The sequence below is a fragment of the Lentisalinibacter orientalis genome, assembly GCF_040706535.1.
GTDB lineage: Bacteria > Pseudomonadota > Gammaproteobacteria > Steroidobacterales > Woeseiaceae > Lentisalinibacter > Lentisalinibacter orientalis.
The window spans coordinates 184,310-201,350 of the sequence record NZ_JAPDRJ010000003.1; the positions used below are offsets into that span (position 1 = coordinate 184,310).

The 17,041-nt window shown below is 68.4% G+C and carries 16 protein-coding genes and 1 pseudogene; 7 read left to right on the forward strand and 10 right to left on the reverse strand.

The annotated features are described in order from the left end of the window. Window positions 1-2: 2 nt before the first annotated feature. From tmk to ACJMK0_RS12390, 3 genes are read left to right on the forward strand one after another with little or no spacing between them, the layout of a single operon-like run. Window positions 3-632, forward strand: coding sequence for a dTMP kinase (gene tmk, locus ACJMK0_RS12380; protein ID WP_405238726.1), 630 nt, complete (start codon window positions 3-5; stop codon window positions 630-632). Between the two features lie 10 nt (window positions 633-642). Next, window positions 643-1,677 (forward strand): hypothetical protein, encoded by a 1,035-nt coding sequence (locus ACJMK0_RS12385; protein WP_405238727.1) that lies wholly within the window; start codon window positions 643-645, stop codon window positions 1,675-1,677. A gap of 18 nt (window positions 1,678-1,695) precedes the next feature. Beyond that, on the forward strand, window positions 1,696-2,034 hold the full coding sequence (locus tag ACJMK0_RS12390; RefSeq protein ID WP_405220539.1) for a PilZ domain-containing protein: 339 nt from the start codon (window positions 1,696-1,698) through the stop codon (window positions 2,032-2,034). Between the two features lie 18 nt (window positions 2,035-2,052). Here the strand turns inward: ACJMK0_RS12390 and ACJMK0_RS12395 are convergent, their stop codons facing one another. The 3 genes from ACJMK0_RS12395 to ACJMK0_RS12405 all read right to left on the reverse strand — a co-directional run bounded on the left by ACJMK0_RS12395 (window position 2,053) and on the right by ACJMK0_RS12405 (window position 6,092). After that, entirely contained in the window at window positions 2,053-3,105 is a 1,053-nt protein-coding gene (locus ACJMK0_RS12395; RefSeq protein ID WP_405238728.1) for a cyclic nucleotide-binding domain-containing protein, read from the reverse strand. Between the two features lie 143 nt (window positions 3,106-3,248). Then, window positions 3,249-5,303 carry a 3-hydroxyacyl-CoA dehydrogenase NAD-binding domain-containing protein gene (locus ACJMK0_RS12400; protein ID WP_405238729.1) on the reverse strand — a complete coding sequence of 685 codons (2,055 nt, stop codon included), beginning with the start codon at window positions 5,301-5,303 and terminating at the stop codon, window positions 3,249-3,251. 48 nt (window positions 5,304-5,351) lie between these two features. Beyond that, window positions 5,352-6,092, reverse strand: coding sequence for an endonuclease/exonuclease/phosphatase family protein (locus tag ACJMK0_RS12405; protein ID WP_405238730.1), 741 nt, complete (start codon window positions 6,090-6,092; stop codon window positions 5,352-5,354). A 203-nt stretch (window positions 6,093-6,295) separates the two neighbouring features. Between ACJMK0_RS12405 and ACJMK0_RS12410 the strand changes: the two genes are divergently transcribed. The 3 genes and pseudogenes from ACJMK0_RS12410 to glpQ form a co-directional block, all read left to right on the forward strand. Beyond that, entirely contained in the window at window positions 6,296-6,742 is a 447-nt protein-coding gene (locus ACJMK0_RS12410; protein ID WP_405238731.1) for a TIR domain-containing protein, read from the forward strand. Window positions 6,743-6,843: 101 nt separating this feature from the next. Beyond that, on the forward strand, window positions 6,844-7,866 hold the full coding sequence (locus ACJMK0_RS12415) for an NAD(P)/FAD-dependent oxidoreductase (protein WP_405238732.1): 1,023 nt from the start codon (window positions 6,844-6,846) through the stop codon (window positions 7,864-7,866). Between the two features lies 1 nt (window position 7,867). After that, window positions 7,868-8,884, forward strand: a pseudogene (gene glpQ, locus ACJMK0_RS12420) (glycerophosphodiester phosphodiesterase); the annotation flags it as partial. Window positions 8,885-8,911: 27 nt separating this feature from the next. Here glpQ and ACJMK0_RS12425 read toward each other — a convergent pair. The 4 genes from ACJMK0_RS12425 to corA form a co-directional block, all read right to left on the reverse strand. Beyond that, the gene (locus ACJMK0_RS12425; protein ID WP_405238733.1) at window positions 8,912-11,437 is read right to left on the reverse strand and encodes a TonB-dependent receptor; all 2,526 of its coding nucleotides are present in this window, start codon (window positions 11,435-11,437) and stop codon (window positions 8,912-8,914) included. A 116-nt stretch (window positions 11,438-11,553) separates the two neighbouring features. Next, window positions 11,554-12,597: a FecR domain-containing protein gene (locus tag ACJMK0_RS12430; RefSeq protein ID WP_405238734.1), complete on the reverse strand. Its 1,044-nt coding sequence runs from the start codon at window positions 12,595-12,597 to the stop codon at window positions 11,554-11,556. Between the two features lie 11 nt (window positions 12,598-12,608). Further along, window positions 12,609-13,220 (reverse strand): RNA polymerase sigma factor, encoded by a 612-nt coding sequence (locus tag ACJMK0_RS12435; protein WP_405238735.1) that lies wholly within the window; start codon window positions 13,218-13,220, stop codon window positions 12,609-12,611. Between the two features lie 182 nt (window positions 13,221-13,402). Beyond that, on the reverse strand, window positions 13,403-14,371 hold the full coding sequence (gene corA, locus ACJMK0_RS12440) for a magnesium/cobalt transporter CorA (protein WP_405238736.1): 969 nt from the start codon (window positions 14,369-14,371) through the stop codon (window positions 13,403-13,405). 137 nt (window positions 14,372-14,508) lie between these two features. Between corA and ACJMK0_RS12445 the strand changes: the two genes are divergently transcribed. Continuing rightward, window positions 14,509-15,261: an SDR family NAD(P)-dependent oxidoreductase gene (locus tag ACJMK0_RS12445; protein ID WP_405238737.1), complete on the forward strand. Its 753-nt coding sequence runs from the start codon at window positions 14,509-14,511 to the stop codon at window positions 15,259-15,261. Window positions 15,262-15,271: 10 nt separating this feature from the next. On the opposite strand, the gene ACJMK0_RS12450 is transcribed toward ACJMK0_RS12445, so the two are convergent. The 3 genes from ACJMK0_RS12450 to ACJMK0_RS12460 form a co-directional block, all read right to left on the reverse strand. Further along, window positions 15,272-15,667, reverse strand: coding sequence for a TraR/DksA family transcriptional regulator (locus tag ACJMK0_RS12450; protein ID WP_405238738.1), 396 nt, complete (start codon window positions 15,665-15,667; stop codon window positions 15,272-15,274). Between the two features lie 116 nt (window positions 15,668-15,783). Continuing rightward, on the reverse strand, window positions 15,784-16,086 hold the full coding sequence (locus ACJMK0_RS12455) for a P-II family nitrogen regulator (RefSeq protein WP_405233279.1): 303 nt from the start codon (window positions 16,084-16,086) through the stop codon (window positions 15,784-15,786). 13 nt (window positions 16,087-16,099) lie between these two features. Continuing rightward, the gene (locus ACJMK0_RS12460) at window positions 16,100-17,029 is read right to left on the reverse strand and encodes a sodium-dependent bicarbonate transport family permease (protein ID WP_405238739.1); all 930 of its coding nucleotides are present in this window, start codon (window positions 17,027-17,029) and stop codon (window positions 16,100-16,102) included. Window positions 17,030-17,041: the final 12 nt, after the last annotated feature.

Consider the following 17,041-nt stretch of genomic DNA (forward strand, 5'->3'; position numbering starts at 1 on the left):
GCATGGAAAGGGGGCGCTTCATCACGGTGGAAGGCATCGAGGGTGTCGGCAAGAGCACCAACGTCGGCTTCATCTGCGAGCGCATCGGTGCGGCCGGCTACGGCGTCGTCAGCACCCGGGAGCCGGGCGGCACGCCGCTGGCCGAGGACATCCGCGATGTCGTACTCGCCGAGCGGGCGGAGTCCGTGCCGGCGGCCGCGGAGCTCCTGCTCATGTTCGCGGCCCGGGCCGTCCACCTGGAGAACCTGATCCTGCCGGCCCTGGAGCGGGGCGACTGGGTCGTCTGCGATCGCTTCACGGATGCCACGCTGGCCTACCAGGGCTACGGACGCGGCCAGGATACCGGCCGCATACGCCAGATCGCCGACATCGTGCACCCGGGGCTGTGGCCCGATCTCACGCTGCTGCTGGACGCGCCGCTCCCGGTGAGCCGGCAACGCAGCCGTGACCGCGGCATCAGCGACCGTTTCGAGAACGAGCAGGGCGCTTTCTTCGAGCGGGTCCGCGCCGGTTACCTTGCGCTGGCCGAAGCCGAGCCGGAACGCTACGCCGTGATAGACGCCAGCCGCCCGCTGCAGTCGGTGCAGGGGGAGATCGCCCGTCATATCGATCGGCTCATCGCGGAGAAATAAGTTTAGAGAAGTGACACAAGATACTAAAATAAAAGACATTACCTGGCTGGATGACATCTGCCAAAGCCTCGATCGCAATCGCAGCGACGGGCGTCTCGGCCATGCCCTGCTGCTGAGCGGTCCGGCCGGCACGGGCAAGCGGGCACTGGCCGACTGGCTCTGCGCGGGTTATCTCGCCGGCGCCGCGGGCGCTGCCAGCAGTCCCGCGCGGCCTGTCTGGCCCGCCACAGGACGGCACCACCCGGACGCGATGCGCATCTCGCCGGAAGAGGGCAAGTCGCGGATCTCGGTGGACCAGGTGCGGGCCCTCGTGGCGAATATCGGCCTGAAGAGCCACGCCGGTGGCGGCAAGGCGGCCGTTATCGAACCGGCGAACGCGATGACGCTGAACGCGGCCAACAGCCTGCTGAAGACCCTGGAGGAGCCGCCCGGGGACGCGCTCATCATCCTGGTGGCGGACACGCTCTCGGGCATGCCGGCCACCATCCTGAGCCGTTGCGCCACGCTGCGGGTCTCCCTGCCGCCGCCGGCCACGGCCCTTGCCTGGCTGGAGGCGCTGGACGACGAGGCGGACTGGCCCGAGGCCCTGGCGCTGGCCGGCGGAGCGCCTCTGCGGGCGGTGGCCTACGTGCGCGACGGCAAGGCGGAGCTGCCGGCACGCTTCCGTGACGATCTGGGCGCCGTCGTGGCCGGCCGGCTGGGTCCGCTGGACGCGGCCGCACGCTGGGCGAAGGCCGACGCCGTGTTCGCGTTGGACTGGCTGGAACGCCTGATGAGAGACCTGATCCGGGGCCGCATTGCCGGGCGCTCGCAGGCCCCGGCGGGCGTGATGCCGGAAAGCGTGCTGCAGCGCATGGACAGCCGAAATCTGTTCTGTTATCTAGATCGCCTGACCAGGCTGCGAAACCAGCCGCCCGGCTCGGCGAACGAGCAGCAGGTGGCACTGGAATCGCTGCTGATCCCCTGGGCCGAAGGGTTCCGGGGGGAGCAGGCAGGCCTGGAACGGCCACCGACGGGCGCATCGGCCGGCGGTGGCGTCGGATAGTCATCGAGGGATTTCACCATGTCCAAGCCGGGTCTGCTGACGCTGACGATCAAGGACAAGAGCGCGTTGTATCTGGCGTACATGCCGTTCGTGCACAACGGCGGTCTGTTCATACCCACCAACAGCTCTTACCGGCTGGGCGACGAGGTGTTCATGCTGCTGAACCTGATGGGCGAGGACGAGAAGATCCCGGTGGCCGGCAAGGTGATCTGGATGACGCCCAAGGGAGCCCAGGGCAAGCGGACCGCCGGCATCGGCGTCCAGTTTTCCGAGCAGGACCAGGGCAACACCCAGAAGAAGATCGAGAACTATCTGGCCGGCGCGCTGAGCGGGGACAAGCCCACCCACACCATGTGAGGCCGCGGCAGCTGCCGGTCAGGGATTGCGGGCGCTGTTGATGCCGCCCCGCAGGACGCAGGCGTTGAAGCCCCTCTCGCTCAGGATGTAGGCGCCGGCCGAGCTGCGCCGCCCCGTGTCGCAGCAGACGATGTAGCGCTTGTCCTTGTCCAGCGTGCCGAGCTTCAGCCGGATGAAGTACAGCGGGATGTTGACCGCGCCTTCCTGGTGGTAGTTGTCGAACTCGCTCGGCAGGCGCACGTCCAGCCACTGGCCGCCTTTCCCCACGATGTCCTGGGCTTCCGTATAGTCCACCCACTCGAGCATGGGCTCGTTCAGCAGCGTGTTGAAATCGTCCTTGCCGAGGCGCATCACCGAGCCGTCGGTCAGCATGGTGACCGTCGCGTTGCGCTTGGCGTCGGAGATCAGGGCCTCCTCGCCGAAGGTGTCGCCCACGCCGAGTTCGGCCAGCCGGATGCCTTCCTTGTTCAGCGGCGTCTCCCGGGTGACCGCGCACTTGCCGCGGGTGATCACGTAGAAATAATCGCCCTCGGCGCCCTGCTTGATGACCTGGTCGCCAGCCTTGTAATTGATCTGCTGCATGCGCATGAAGATCGCCTGGATGTTGGCCGGCGGGATCTTGTGGAAGGCCTTGGTCTGCAGCAGGGTGGTCATCCAGTCGTCGCCGCCCTCGGTCTGATCGTCGCGCAGCTCGCTCACCTCGTAGGAGCCGGTCTGGTCCCAGGTCAGCATCACGTCCAGCAGGTCGCTGTCGATGTTGAGATACTGGATCTTCGTGCGGGTACGGGCCGTGTAGCGCCGGGGCAGTATGGGGGAGAGCGGATTGCGCGCCTCCTCGGTGCCGCCCTGGATGGTCTCCACCACCTGATTGCCGTCCACGAGTTCGACGCTGCCGCTGACGATGTAGAGGGTGCGCTTCTCGGAGTCTCCCTCGCGGAACAGGACCTGATTCGGCTCCAGCTCGTGGACCTGGGTCTTCTTCGCGAGCGCGGACAGATTCTCGCGCTTGAGTCCGTCGAGCGGAGAGAAGCCCTTCAGCAGGTTCGGATCTACCTGTCCTCGTTCCGTCATTTTATCGCCAGTTCATCCGTGGTGGGCCGCCGGCCGGTGCGCGGGCCGCGGTCAGAGAAAACGTCGACTCCCGGGTGGCGCATTGTACATTCAATGGCTTGGCAAGATCAGGAACGCGTCCCAATTTCCACTGACAGCGGCGCTCACTCGTCGCGGGAGGCGAAGGCATCCCAGCCGTCCGCCGGCCGGAACCGCTCGCCGTACTCCATGGCGAACTTCTCCAGGCGGCTGCGGATCTCGGCGACGCCGCGGGACCGGGCGTAGTGCAGCGGGCCGCCGCGGAACGGCGCGAATCCGGTGCCGAAGATCACGCCGGCATCCAGAAGGTCTTCGTCCTCCACGACGCTCTCCGCCAGGCAGGCGACGGCCTCGTTGACCATGGGCAGGATCAGCCGGTCCTGCAGGTCCGGCGGCTCGGGCCCTTCCGGGTCGGACTGCTTGACGGCCTTGCCGTCCTCCCAGCGGTAGAAGCCCTGGCCGGATTTTCTCCCCACATTGCCGGCGTCGACCATCTCCCTGAGCTTCTCGGGCAGGGGGTAGCCGTACGCATCGGCGAGGATTGTCGAGACGTGCCAGGCGACGTCCAGCCCGACGCTGTCGGCCAGCTCCACCGGCCCCATGGGCATGCCGAAATCCACGGCCGCCTGGTCGATGACCTCCAGGGCGACGCCTTCCTCGTGCAGGCGCATCGCCTCGCCCATGTAAGGCGCCAGCACCCGGTTCACCACGAAGCCCGGCGAGCTCGCGCACTCCAGCGGGAACTTGCCGATGGCCTTGACGAAGCAATGGCCGGCGTCCACGGCGGCGGCTTCGGTATCGGCACAGCGGATCACCTCCACGAGGGGCAGCTGCGCCACGGGGTTGAAGAAGTGCAGACCGATCAGCCGGGCCGGCGCCGCGAGCACCGTGCGCAGCTCCTCCAGGCGTATGGACGAGGTGTTGGTGGCGAGCACCGCGCCGTCCTTCATCTTCGGCTCCAGCTCCCGGTACAGCTCCTGCTTCGCGTCCTTGTCCTCGAAGATGGCCTCGATCACCAGATCCGCCGCGGCCACGCCATCGCCGGCCACGTCCGCCCGCAGCCGGCCCTTCGCCGCCTCCCGTTCCTCGTCGTCACGGATCCGTTTGTCGAAGAGCTTCTCCGCCCGTTCCAGCGCCGGCGTGATGTATTTCTCCTCCCGGTCCTGCAGGGTGACCTCCAGGCCGCGCAGCGCGCACCAGGCCGCGATATCGCCGCCCATGACGCCGGCGCCGACGACGTGCAGGTGGCGGGCCCGGGGCGCATCGCGGCTGCCCTGGGATTTCAGCCGGTTCTGCAGGAAGAACACGCGTACCAGATTGCGGGAGGCGTCCGTGCACATGAGCTCGGCGATGGAGTGCGCCTCGGCCACGTAGCCGCCGTCCGGGCTGCCGCCGTGTTTCTGCCAGAGCTCGACGATGGCGTACGGGGCGGGGTAGTGGTCGCGCCGGGCGCGTTTGGCGACCCGTGCGCGCATCTGTCTGGCGACGAAGGGCCGCACCGGCGCCAGATTCAGCAGCTTCTGGGTGAAGCCGGCCCGGCTGCGGGGCGGGCGCGAGCCGATGATCTCCCGCGCCGCCGCCTTCCAGTTGTCCCGCGTGACGAGTCGGTCCACCAGCCCGGCGGATCTGGCCTTCTTCGGCGTCAGCGACTTGCCGGTCAGCATCAGCTCCATCGCCGCGGTGACGCCGGCGATCTGCACGGCCCGGACGGTGCCGCCGAAACCGGGGTGGATGCCCAGCTGCACCTCGGGCAGGCCGATGGTCTTGCGCTCGCTGTCCACGGCCAGGCGGTAATCGCAGGCCATGGCGAGTTCCAGGCCGCCGCCGAGGGCGTAGCCGTCGATCACCGCCACGGTGGGGCAACGCAGCGCCTCGACCCGGTCGAGCACCTGCTGGCCCAGGCGCACCAGCTCGAAGGCCTGCTCCGTGGACTCGATGCGGGTGAACTCGTTGATGTCGGCACCCATGATGAAGCCGCTCGGCTTCACCGAATAGACGACCACGCCCTTGGGCGGGTCGTCCTCGATGCCGCCGATGACGGTGTCCAGTTCACGCAGGACCGGTCCGGACAGTACGTTGGCGCCGCCGTCGGCCTTGTCCGCCGCCAGCCAGAGGACGCCGCTCGAATCGGTTTCCGTGCGCCAGTGCTCGAGCCCGCCGCGTGCATTTTCGTCGCTCATTGCCTGCTCCTTGCGCCGTATCGGCGTCGTTGTTCCGATTTCCTCGTTTCAGGCCGCCTGCACCGAGAAGTCGCAGACCAGCGGCAGATGGTCCGAAAAGCGGACCTGCGGGATCTCGAAATGCTCGATGCGGATACCCTCCTGGTAGAGGATGAAATCCAGCTCCTTGCGCGGCGCCCGGCTGGGGTAGGAGGGCGCGCCGGTGGTGTTCGCGCTCTTCAGGCCGGTGGCCTGCATGAATAGATACATCTCGTTCTCGCCCCAGAAGGTATTGAAATCCCCGGCGACCATCACCGGTTTCTCGGTCTTCATCACCAGGTCGTGCAGATGGCGTAACTGCAGATGGCGATGCCGGTACTTCAGCGACAGGTGCACCAGGAAGACGGCGAAATCGTCGAGTTCCAGCTCGATGATCAGCCGCTTGATGCCGGTGTCGAAGTAGTGGAAGCGCTCGCCGTGGATGCCGGGGGCGGCCAGGAACGCATTGCCCTGCTTGCGGATGATCGGCAGCAGCTTGTTGACCGAACTGGCCCCGTACTTGATCTCGTAGGAGGTGTTGTGGCCGAGCGCCCGGGCGATCTCCTCCGCCTGGTTCACACGCCGGCTGCGGATGGAGCCCGTATCCACCTCCACCAGGCCGACGATATCCGGGCTCACCGACTGGATGAACTCGATGATCCGGTCCAGGTTCGGCCGGTTGCCCAGCAGGTAGCCCGCGCCGGGCACGGGCACGTGCATGGATGCACCGCCGCCGACTCCGTAGCGGATGTTGTAGAGCAATAAGCGCATGCCTGTTCCCGGCGTTCGGAGGGGCAGTCGGGCGGGCCGGGACCTTGCCGGCGCTGCCGACTCCCCGGACAGCCTGACTCCCACGGATGATAGCAGGTCGGGCCGCTCCGGGAGGCAGTCCGGAGCGTGCCGCACATGCTGGCCCCCCGGTTGCCGGATTCGCTACACTACCCGGGTTCCGAGCCGGCCGCCGGAGGTCTTTCGTGTCCGAAGATAACCCTATCCGGGTGTACGTCACCCACACGTTCAGCGAGAGTGACGACTACCTGCGGCTGTTCGAGTACATCGAGAGCAACCCCAATTTCTTCTACGTGAACACCAGCAAGCCGGACGGGCTGCCCGCCGGCGGCAGCGAGGCGTTCAAGGCGGCGCTGCGCGAGCAGATCGAGGCCGCGGAAACCGTCGTCGTCCTGGCCAGCCTGTTCGAGAAGAAACGGGACTGGATCCAGTACCAGATCGACGCCGCCCAGGCGCTCGGCAGGCCGATCATCGCCATGAAGCCCTTCGGCGGCGTCCTGCCGATGCCGGCCGAGGTGTCGCGGGTGGCCCGCGAAGAACCGGAATGGAACGAGCGGGAGATCGTGGACGCCATCAAGCGGGCGGCACGGAACGAGGATACCAACCGCTGGGAGGTCATCGACTTCCCCTGAGGCCCCGTCCGGCGGCGGGCGCTCGCCATGGAAGCAGTCGAACTGCCGGGGACGGGTTCCCCGCGGGGCAGGATTTTGTCCGGAGGAGTGAACGGAGAATCATGACAATCAAGACCGATGCGCTGATCGTCGGGGCCGGCCCCTGCGGGCTGTTCCAGGTATTCGAGCTGGGGCTGCTGGGCCTGCACGCGGAGGTGGTGGAGACCATGCCCGTGGTCGGCGGGCAGTGCGCCGAGCTCTACCCGGACAAGCCGATCTACGACATCCCCGCCATCCCGGTGTGCAGCGCGGCCGAGCTGGTCGAGCGGCTGATGGAGCAGATCAAGCCGTTCTCGCCCGGCTTCCACCTGGGCGAGGAGGTCACCGAGGTCTCCGGCGAGGGGCCATTCCACGTGAAGACCAGTGGTGGCAAGGAGTTCGAGGCGAAGACCGTCATCATCGCTGGCGGCGTCGGTTCTTTCCAGCCCCGGGAGCTCCGCGTGGAGGGCGTCGACGGGCTGATCGACAAGCACGTCTTCTATCGGGTGCGCGATCCGGGTCGCTTCGCCGGCAAGCGGGTGGTCGTGCTCGGCGCCGGCGACTCGGCGCTGGACTGGGTGCTGGAACTGATCGACTCCGTGGAGTCCATGACGCTGGTGCATCGTTCGGATCAGTTCAGGGCCGCACCCGCCTCGGTGGCGCGGATGCGCGAGCTGGTGGCCACCGGCAGGATGGACCTGATCGAGTTCGGCAACGTGACCGCCATCGAGGCCGACGGCGACACCCTGCAGTCGGTGACGGTGTCGGTGAAGGACCAGGACGAGCGCCGCGTCGAGCTGGACGACCTGCTGGTGTTCTTCGGCCTGGCGCCGAAACTCGGTCCCATTGCCGAGTGGGGCCTGGACATCAATCGCAAGACCATCAACGTAGACACGGAGAAGTTCGAGACGAACATCCCGGGTATCTACGCCATCGGCGACATCAACCACTACCCGGGCAAGAAGAAGCTGATCCTGAGCGGATTCCACGAGGCCGCGCTGGCGGCCTTCGCGGCCAAGTCCTTCATCGAGCCCGACAAGAAAGTGCACCTGCAGTACACGACGACCAGCCCGATCATGCACAAGCGCCTCGGCGTGGACGACTGAGGCGGCGACGACGGGCATGGCAACGACGGCCGGCATGGCGATATCCACCCGCCGGCCCGTCGTGATCGCCCACCGGGGCGCTTCCGGCTATCTGCCGGAGCACACGCTGGAAGCCAAGGCGCTGGCCTACGGCCTCGGCGCGGACTACCTGGAGCAGGACCTCGTCGCCTCGAAGGACGACGCGCTCCTGGTGCTGCACGACATCCACCTGGACCGCGTCACCGACGTGGCCGAGCGCTTCCCAGACCGGGCCCGGTCCGACGGGCGCTGGTACGCCCGGGATCTGACCCTGGCCGAAATCCGCACGCTGCGGGTGACCGAGAGGCTGGACGGGGAGGGCCGGGAGGCGAACTACCCCGGGCGCTTCCCCGCACGCAGCGGCAATTTCCGCATCAACACGCTGGCCGAGGAGATCGCGCTGGTCCGCGGCCTGAACGCCTCCACCGGGCGGCAGGTCGGCATCTACCCCGAGATCAAGCGCCCGGCCTGGCACCGGGCCGAGGGGGTGGACCTCTCGGCACTCCTGCTCGCCGCCCTGGACGAGGCCGGTGTCACGCCGCGCTCGGACGCCGTCTACCTCCAGTGCTTCGACGCCGGCGAGCTGCGCCGCCTGCGCGAGGAATTCCGCACCGACTTCCGGCTCGTCCAGCTCATCGGCGAGAACGACTGGGGCGAGTCCGACACCGATTACGACGCGCTGAAGACGGAGGAGGGACTGGCCGCGCTCGCCGCCACCGCCGATGCCATCGGACCCTGGGTCGGCCAGCTCTACGCACTGGACGACAACGGGCGGCCCAGGGCGGGCCGCCTCGCGGCCGACGCCCGTGCGGCGGGGCTCGCCGTGCATCCGTATACCTTCCGTGCCGACGACCTGGCCGCCGGTTTCCCGGACCTCGAGGAGATGTTGCGCTGGTTCGTGACCGAGCTGGGCGTCGACGGCCTGTTCACCGATTTCCCCGACCGTGCCGCCGCTGTCTTTGACGAGCTGGGCCTGGTGCGCCAGGTGCCGCGCCCCTGAGCCGACGGCGCCCGGATCACGCGAGTATCACTCGTAGCGCCAGGCCACACCGAGCGAGGGCACCAGCGGCAGCCAGTAATCGGTCTCCTCGAGCAGTACCAGTCCGCCATCCTCGCCGGTGACCGGCGTGTACTGCAGACAGCAGGGGTTGCGGCTGTTGTACAGGTTGCTGACCTCCAGGTAGGCCTCGAGGGTGCCCCGGGTGAGACGGAATTCGCGGCCGAGCCGCAGGTCGAGACGGTGGAAATCCTCGTAGCGGCGGCGGTTGCGGGCCTCCGCGATCACCTCGGGTCCCGCCTCGCCTTCCACCAGCAGCAGGCGGGTCTTCGGCCAGCCCGTGTGCACGCTCGCCGCGAGACTGAAATCCCACGGACCGGCCGACCAGTCCACCCCGAACTTCACCGCATGGGTCTGGTCCCAGCTGCGCGCTACCTTGCCCTCGTCGAAACGGTCGAGCGCCTCGGACCAGGCGTAACTGGCCCACCAGGACAGGCCTTCGCCGCCGGGCCGCCGCGTCAGCAGCAGCTCCGCGCCCCGGGCCGTGGCGGAGTCCGGGTCCAGGCGGATGCGGTCCGGCTGCAGTTCGGGCAGCAGGGTCAGGGGGTCGGTCAGGTTCTCGAACCGGGTCGCGAGGCTGCGCATCTTCTTGCGGTAGAGCTCCGCACGCAGGCGGTAGGCACCGATATCCTGGATGGCGCTCAGGATCAGGTGCTCCGAGCGCTGGGCTTCCTCGAAGTCGGGCTGGCCGTCCGCCACTTTGAGTTCGTTCAGTTCCTGCGCCTGGTAGTACCGGCCCCAGCTCAGCCGCAGCTCCGTCCCCGCACGCGGCCGGGCCAGCAGGGAGAAGCGGGGGCTGATCTGTTCGTCGTCGGCGGCGGTGGTGTAGGTCTGCTGGTCCCAGCGCAGGCCGGCATCGGCGGTCAGCCAGTCGTTCAGCTGCCAGCGATGGGCAAGGTACGTGGCAAACTGGGCGCCGCCGGGCGACAGCGAATAGTCTCGCGCCTCGGTGCCCGCGGCCGTGACGCCGGCGAGCCCTGCGAACAGCGCGTCGACCACGCGCTCGCTCGCGTACTCGTACTCGCCCTCCACGTGCTTGAGGTCGAAACCGGCGCGCCAGAGGGACGACTCGCTGCGCTGCCAGGTCCAGTCCTGCTTCAGCCCGAAGATGCGGAAATCCCGTTCGTCGCGGATGACCCGGCCGCTCACCACGCCCGGGCGTTCGACGAAACCGGCGCGGGCGTTCTCGATCAGACTCGCGGACAGCACGGTGGCGGCACTGAGCCGCGCAGTCGCGAACCAGTCCAGGTTCAGCCACAGGTAGCGGTTTTCGTAGCGGGCGTCCGCCGCCGTCGTGTCGCCGGAGTCGCTAACACCGATCTTGTCCCGGGAAACGAGAGCGTTGCCGCCGAGCCGCAGGCTGGCACCGACGTCGCGCTCGGCATGCAGCAGCAGATCGAGGTAACGCGGAGTGCCGAGATCCGGGTTGACGGCCTGCAGCATGAGGTCCAGGTTGCCCCGGCGGACGGCGGCCAGCCACTCGCCGTCGCCGGCCTCGAACGTGCCGAGCGAGGTCACGCCGGCGTTCAGGAAATCGACCCTCACCTCCGTGCTGCGAGGCGCCACGGGCCGGCGGATGGCGATATCCATGACCGCGCTCATGCGGTCGCCGTAGCGGGCCGGGAAGCCGCCTGAGTAATAGTCGATGCCGCCCACCGCCTGCATGTCCAGCATGCTGACCATGTTCTGGAAGTCCTTCAGGTGGAACGGCTCGTACAGGCGCAGGCCGTCGAACAGGACCAGCGTCTCGGTCTCCTCGCCGCCGCGCACGTGGGCGCGGGCGGAGAGGCCGCCGCCGGCGACGCCCGGCAGGCGTTCGCCGGCCCGCAGCGGGTCGTCGGCCAGATTGGGCAGGTCGAGCAGCCGTTCCCGGTCGAGGAACGTGTGTGAGCCGGGGCTCTCGTAGACCAGCCGGTGCAGGCTCGAGGTCACTACCAGGTCCGGCAGTGCCCGCGGAGCGCTCGGCATCACGATGTCGGCCACCAGCACCTGCCCGTCGCGGAGTTCCAGCTCGCGCTCCGCCGACAGATAGCCCTCGAGCCGTACCCGCAGCGTGTGGCTGCCGGGCGCGACGTCGCGGATCAGGAACTCACCCGCCCGCCCGGTTCGTCCCCGGCCGGCACCGTCGACGACGACCTCTGCGCCGCCGAGCCGTCCCCCGTCAGCCGCGCGGACGACGCCGGTCACGGCCGCGTCGGTCTGCGTGGCCGGGCCGCGCGCACTGACCACCAGCAGGCGCTCGTCGGGTCCGCTGACCAGCGCCAGGCCGGAAGCGGCCAGGACCTGGCGCAGGGCATATTCCGGGTCGCTGGCAGTCGGCTCCCGGGCTACCCGCAGACCGGGCGGCACGACGTCGCTGGAATAAATGACCGGCAGGTTCAGGGAATCGATGTAGTCGGCCAGAGGACGGCCCAGCCATGGCTCGCCGGCCGCCTGCAGCAGCAGCGGCAGACCGAGGAGGAGGGCGGCCACCAGGCCGGCGCGGAGGCGATCCATGCGGGGATTCTAGTGGCTCCCCGCAGATTCCGCATGGCCTGGTCGACACACACCCGCGGGCGGGGGCCGGGGACCACGGCGCTGGAGGCCAGGGACGGGAGGCTACGGACGGGAGGCTACGGACGATAGACCTCGAGTCGGCCGTCCTCCACCCGGTAGGCGAGGGTGGTCGTGGCCATGACGGCCTGCAGCGCCTCGCCGGGCGTCATCCCCTCCACGCTCCCGGACAGGTCCACCGCGGCCGCGGCGGCCCCGGTGTCCCCGGAATAGTGCAGCTCCAGACCGAGTTCGCGCGCCGACCAGCTCAGGAACTCGCCGAGCTTGCGGCCGCCGGCCGTCTCGAAGGCGGGCGCCACCGATTGGGCCCAGGCCCAGGACGGGTCGTTGGGGGACACGTCGCTGGTCTCGATGCCGCCGGCGGCGCTAACAAGGGCGGCCCGCCCGGCAGGGGCCACGTGATGTCCGGGAGCCCCGGCTGCGGACCCGGTGTCTGCAGCCGGGCCGGGTGCGATGGCCACTTTCCCTTCGCGTACGCGGATCAGGGCCGCCTCGCCGGCCAGGCGTACCTCGAACTGGGTCCCCAGGTCGGTCGCCGCCGCATAAGCGGTCACGATCGTCACGCCGTCGCCCGCGGACCCGGCCGGGGCGGTGTCCACGTACACGGCACCGGCGTCGAGCCGCAGCCGCGCATCGGCGGTGAGGGTCATCCGGGTGTCGTGATCCACTCTCAGCGACGTGCCGTCCGCGAGGCTGAGGGCGGCACGTCCCGCACCGTCGGTGGAGAGACTGCTCCCCGCCGCGAGTTCATCGCCGGGACGCAGTCGTGTGCCGTCCGCACCGCTCAGCTCGCCGCGCACAACCACCACCGTGGCCACGGGTGCGGCCGGGGCCACCGTCTCCGCCGGGAAGCGGGCGATGAGTATTCCGGCCAGCGCGACGCTGGCGGCGAGTGCGATCGGCAGGTGCCATCGGCGGCCGGCCTGCCGGCGCCGCCGCTCCCGGGTCGCATCGCGCCACGCTTCGTGGACCGTGGCGTGCACCCGCTCCTGCGCGCCTGGCGGAATGGCCCGCCGCGGGCGCCCGTGTGCAATCAGCCGTGCCGTGGCCTCGTCGATCGGCCGTGGCTTTCCGTCTCTGTCGGTCCGTTGTTCTTCGCTCATCGCTTTGGTCTCTAATTGTCCGCGAACAGGCGCGGTGCAAATCCCCAGAGGCGCTGGAACTCTTCCCGGAAAGCCTTGCGAGCCCGGGTCAGGACCGATTCCGCGGCCTTCCCGCCCAGCCCCAGTTCGCCGGCGATCTCGGCCACGCTCAGGCCCTGCATGTACTTCCACTCGAGCGCCTTCGCGTAGTTATCGGGCAGCTCCTCGAGCGTGGCCTGCACGTAGCGGGCGATCTCGTCGCGGTGACGCTCGGTGAGCGGATCGTCGTCGCCCTCGCTGATCCGTTCCAGGGCCGCGTTTATCTCCGTGTTGTTCTCCACCGCCTCGCCGAAGGATTCCTCGCGCCCCGACTTGCGGAAGTACGCCGACAGCTCGTTGCGGCAGATACTGCACAGCCAGGTGAACAGCGGGGCGTCGCCCCGGTAGCTGTCCATCTTGTACATCACGTTGCACAGTGTCCGCTGCACCACTTCCTCCGCCACGGTCTCGTCGCCGTCGGTGCGGCTCAGCGCGAATCGGAACAGGCGCGGGAAATACTCCGAGAAGAATTCCTCGAACGCCGCTTCGTCTCCGCGACCCACCCGTAGTGCCAGGGCTTTGTCGATACTGATCTGCGTCGTCATTCCTGGCCCCGGGGGCTCGCAGGGTTAGAGTGTCCGAGCGGCATAAATCCTTCGGCGGCGGCCCGGCCCGGCGGCTGAACCGTGACGGGTGAACGGCGCCGCGTGTCTCGAATTATTCGAGAAATAGTTCATAAATAACGGAATTTTAACGTATTATAAGTGGTTCCGCTCGTGCGGACGCCTCATAGCCAGCCCTTGCGGCGGAACACGGTGAGCAGCGTGATCACGACGGCGGCCATCGTACCCAGGGCGACGAAGTAGCCGTAGCGCCAGTCGAGCTCCGGCATGTAGTCGAAGTTCATCCCGTAGATGCCCGCCAGGATGCCGAGGGGCAGGAAGATGACCGTCACGATGGTCAGCACCTTCATAATCTGGTTCAGGCGATGGCTGGTGAGGGATATGTGTCCGTTCATGAGGTCGACCGCCAGTTCCTGATACAGCTGCGAGAGGCTGGCGAGCCGCTCCATCTGCTCGTAGGCATCGCGGAACTCGTGCTCGCCGCGTTCGCCGATGAAACGGCGCTCGCCGTTCATGAGATCCGCCATCAGCGCCTGCTGATACGCGAATACCCGGCGCAGCTTGCGCAGGTTCGCGACGTCGTTCAGCAGTTCGGCCAGCAGCTCGTCCCTGGGATCCCGGAACATCTCGCCCTCCAGCGCCTCCAGGCGCCCCTCCAGCGCGAGGACGATCGGCGAGTAGCGGTCCGCGATGGTGCGGCAGATCCGGTACAGCGCGTGGGCGGGCCCGCGGTCCAGCGCCAGCGTGCCGGCTTCGGCCTCGGCCCAGATGCGCTCGATGCTGGGCGAGGTCTCGTCACGGCGGGAAATCAGGAATTTCTCGCCGAGGAAGAAGCCGATCTGGATGGTCTCGAAGTCGATATCCGTCGAGTGCGCGCTCAGGCCCTTCAGCAGGAGCACCAGGTAGTCGTCGAAGATCTCGAGCTTGGGCGGGTGCCGGTCGCGCTGGACGTCACTCACCGCGAGGGGTTCGAGCGCGAAGCGCTCGACCAGGATATGGTTCTCGAACGCCCGCTCCTCGCTGTCCAGGTCGATCCACAGCCACTCGTTACCATCCGGCGTCCAGCGCCGGATGAGTTCGTCGCCGCCGAAACGGGTGGTACCCGTCGCCGGATCGTGCAGAAGTACGCGCATACCGACCCTCTCCCGATCGCGGTCGTTGCCGTGGCAGAAGACTCATTCTAACCTGTGCGGCACCCGCCGCCGCGCGGGTGTCGGTGGCCGATTGCGGCGGACCGCGGGGCGGTGGCGCAGGGATACAGGGGAGGCCGATGGCGGAATCGACGCGGGTGGCGCTGGTGACCGGCGGGAGCAGGGGAATCGGGAGAGCCGCGGCGCAGCGGCTGGCAGAGGCCGGCTACCGGGTGGCCGTGCACTACGGAAGGCGGGAAGACGACGCGCGCGCGGTCGCGCAATCCCTGGCCGGCGCCGGCCACGGAACGTTCGGAGCCGACCTGGCCGACCCGGAGGCGGTCGGTGGCCTCGTGCAGCGGGTCGTCGACGCCTGCGGCAGGATAGACCTGCTGGTGAACAACGCCGGGGTGTTCCTGGACCACGATCCCGGCCGGGTCGATCTCGCCGCCTGGCGCGCGGCCTGGCGGCAGACGCTCGCCGTGAACCTGGTGGCGGCCGCCGATCTCGCCTTCTGCTGCCTCCCTCACTTCCCGGAGACCGGCGGCAAGATCATCAACGTCTCGTCAAGGGGCGCTTACCGGGGCGAGCCGGAATCCCCCGCCTACGGCGCCAGCAAGGCGGGCATGAATTCGCTGACCCAGTCACTGGCGAAGGCGCTGGGCCGCCGCGGCATCATGGTCTACGGGGTGGCTCCCGGCTGGGTGGAGACCGACATGGCGGCGGCACATCTGCAGGGACCCGGGGGCGCTGATATCCGCGCCCAGAGCCCGCTCAACCGGGCCGCGCGGCCGGAGGAAGTGGCCAACACCATTGCCTTCCTGGCGGGCGAGGAGACGGACTTTCTGAGCGGCGCCATCATCGACGTGAACGGCGCCTCGTACTTCCGCTGAGTGCCGGCACTCAGAGCGTGCGGTGATGCTCCTCGCGAGCCGGGTTCTCGGCGCGCTGCTGACAGCGCAGGCAGCGCGATGCCGAGGGCAGGGCGGCCAGTCGGTCGGGCTCGATCTCCTCGCCGCAGTCCACGCAGTGGCCCCAGGTGCCGCGCGCGATGCGCAGCAGCGCTCCTTCCACCTCGCGCAACTCTTCCACGTCGCGGGTGATCTCGGCGAGATCCAGGTCCACCAGCAGATCCGCCACCGCCTTCTCGCCGCTGTCCGACACGCGGCCGGCAAGTTCCTCGTAATGCTCGGAATCGACCTTGACGAGTTCGCGCTGGATATCGCGGCGCAGCGCCTGCGAGCGCTCCTGCAACGCCCGCTCGGCGTCGTCTCTGCTCGTCGCCGGGGATGTACTCATGACTGTCCTCCCTTGTCAGCTCGTCCTTAGTGCCGGACGACCGCTGCCGGGTCCGGCGTGCCGCCCGCTGCCTGAACCAGCCTGAGCCGCACGCCGGGCACTGTCAACAGCCCGGCTCAGAACTTCTCGGGCCGCAACACCGAGACGTCGGAGAGATACAGGATCATGGCGTAATCCCGGTAATAGTTCTCGCGCAGGTGATCGGCGATGCGTGCCGCTACCGCCGGCTCACAGACCACCTCGACGCGGATGTTGCCGCTGGAGGTCCAGCCGGCGTCACGCACGCCGCGGCTGCCGCTGCCGCGTGCGTCCACGACGGTGTACCCGCCGGCGCCGAGGCGCTTCAGGTCGGCCGTCAGGCTGGCTTCGATGACGGCCTCGGTGACGATGGTCAGCAGTTTCTTCGTCTCGGGCTGCACGTCTCGACCCTCCTCAACCGTGGATCGTGTTGGCCATCAGATGGTACAGGGGTATGCCGAAAAATATATTGAACGGGAAGGTGATGCCGAGGGATACGGTCAGCGACAGGGTCGGATTGGCCTGCGGCACGGCGATACGCATGGCGGCCGGCGCGGCGATGTAGGAGCAGCTGCCGGCGAGCACGCCGAGCAGCATGCTGCCGCCGGGCGACAGGCCGATGGCCCAGCCGAGGGCGGTGCCTGCGGCGGCGAGCGGTATCGGCACGATCAGGCCGAAGGCGACCAGGAACACGCCGTACCGGCGCAGACTCTGCGCCTGGCTCGCGGCGATGAGGCCCATTTCCAGCAGGAAAAGCGCCAGCACCCCCTTGAACAGGTCGAAGAAGAGCGGCTCCAGCGGCGTCATGGCCTCGGGCCCGGTGGCCCAGCCGATCAGCAGGCCGCCGAGGAGCAGCACCATGCTCTTGCCGAGGAATATCTCGTGGGCCAGCGCTCCCCAGCGCATGCCGCTGCTGAGCCCGCGTGCGAGCAGGATGCCGACGATCAGTCCCGGCATCTCCAGCAGCACCACGAACAGCGGCATGTGCGCCTCGAAGCTGACCTCCTTGCTGCCGAGGTACGCGACCGCGACGGCGTAGGTGGCCACGCTCACCGACCCGTAATGGGCCGCGATGGAGGCCGCGTCGGGTCGTTTGAAGCGCCCGACGTAGAGCAGAACGGGGAAGAGCAGGAGCGGCAGCGTGATGCCCATGGCGATCACCGCGACCATCTGCGGCAGCACGCCTGCGAACGGCTGCTGGGCGAGTTCCACACCGCCCTTGAGGCCGATGGTGAGCAGCAGCAGCATGCTCAGTAGTTCGTAGATGGCGGGCGGCAGGCGCAGGTCCGAGCGCAGGAGACCCGCGGTCAGGCCGAGCAGGAAGAACCAGATGACGGGATCCATCCGGCCGTCCCG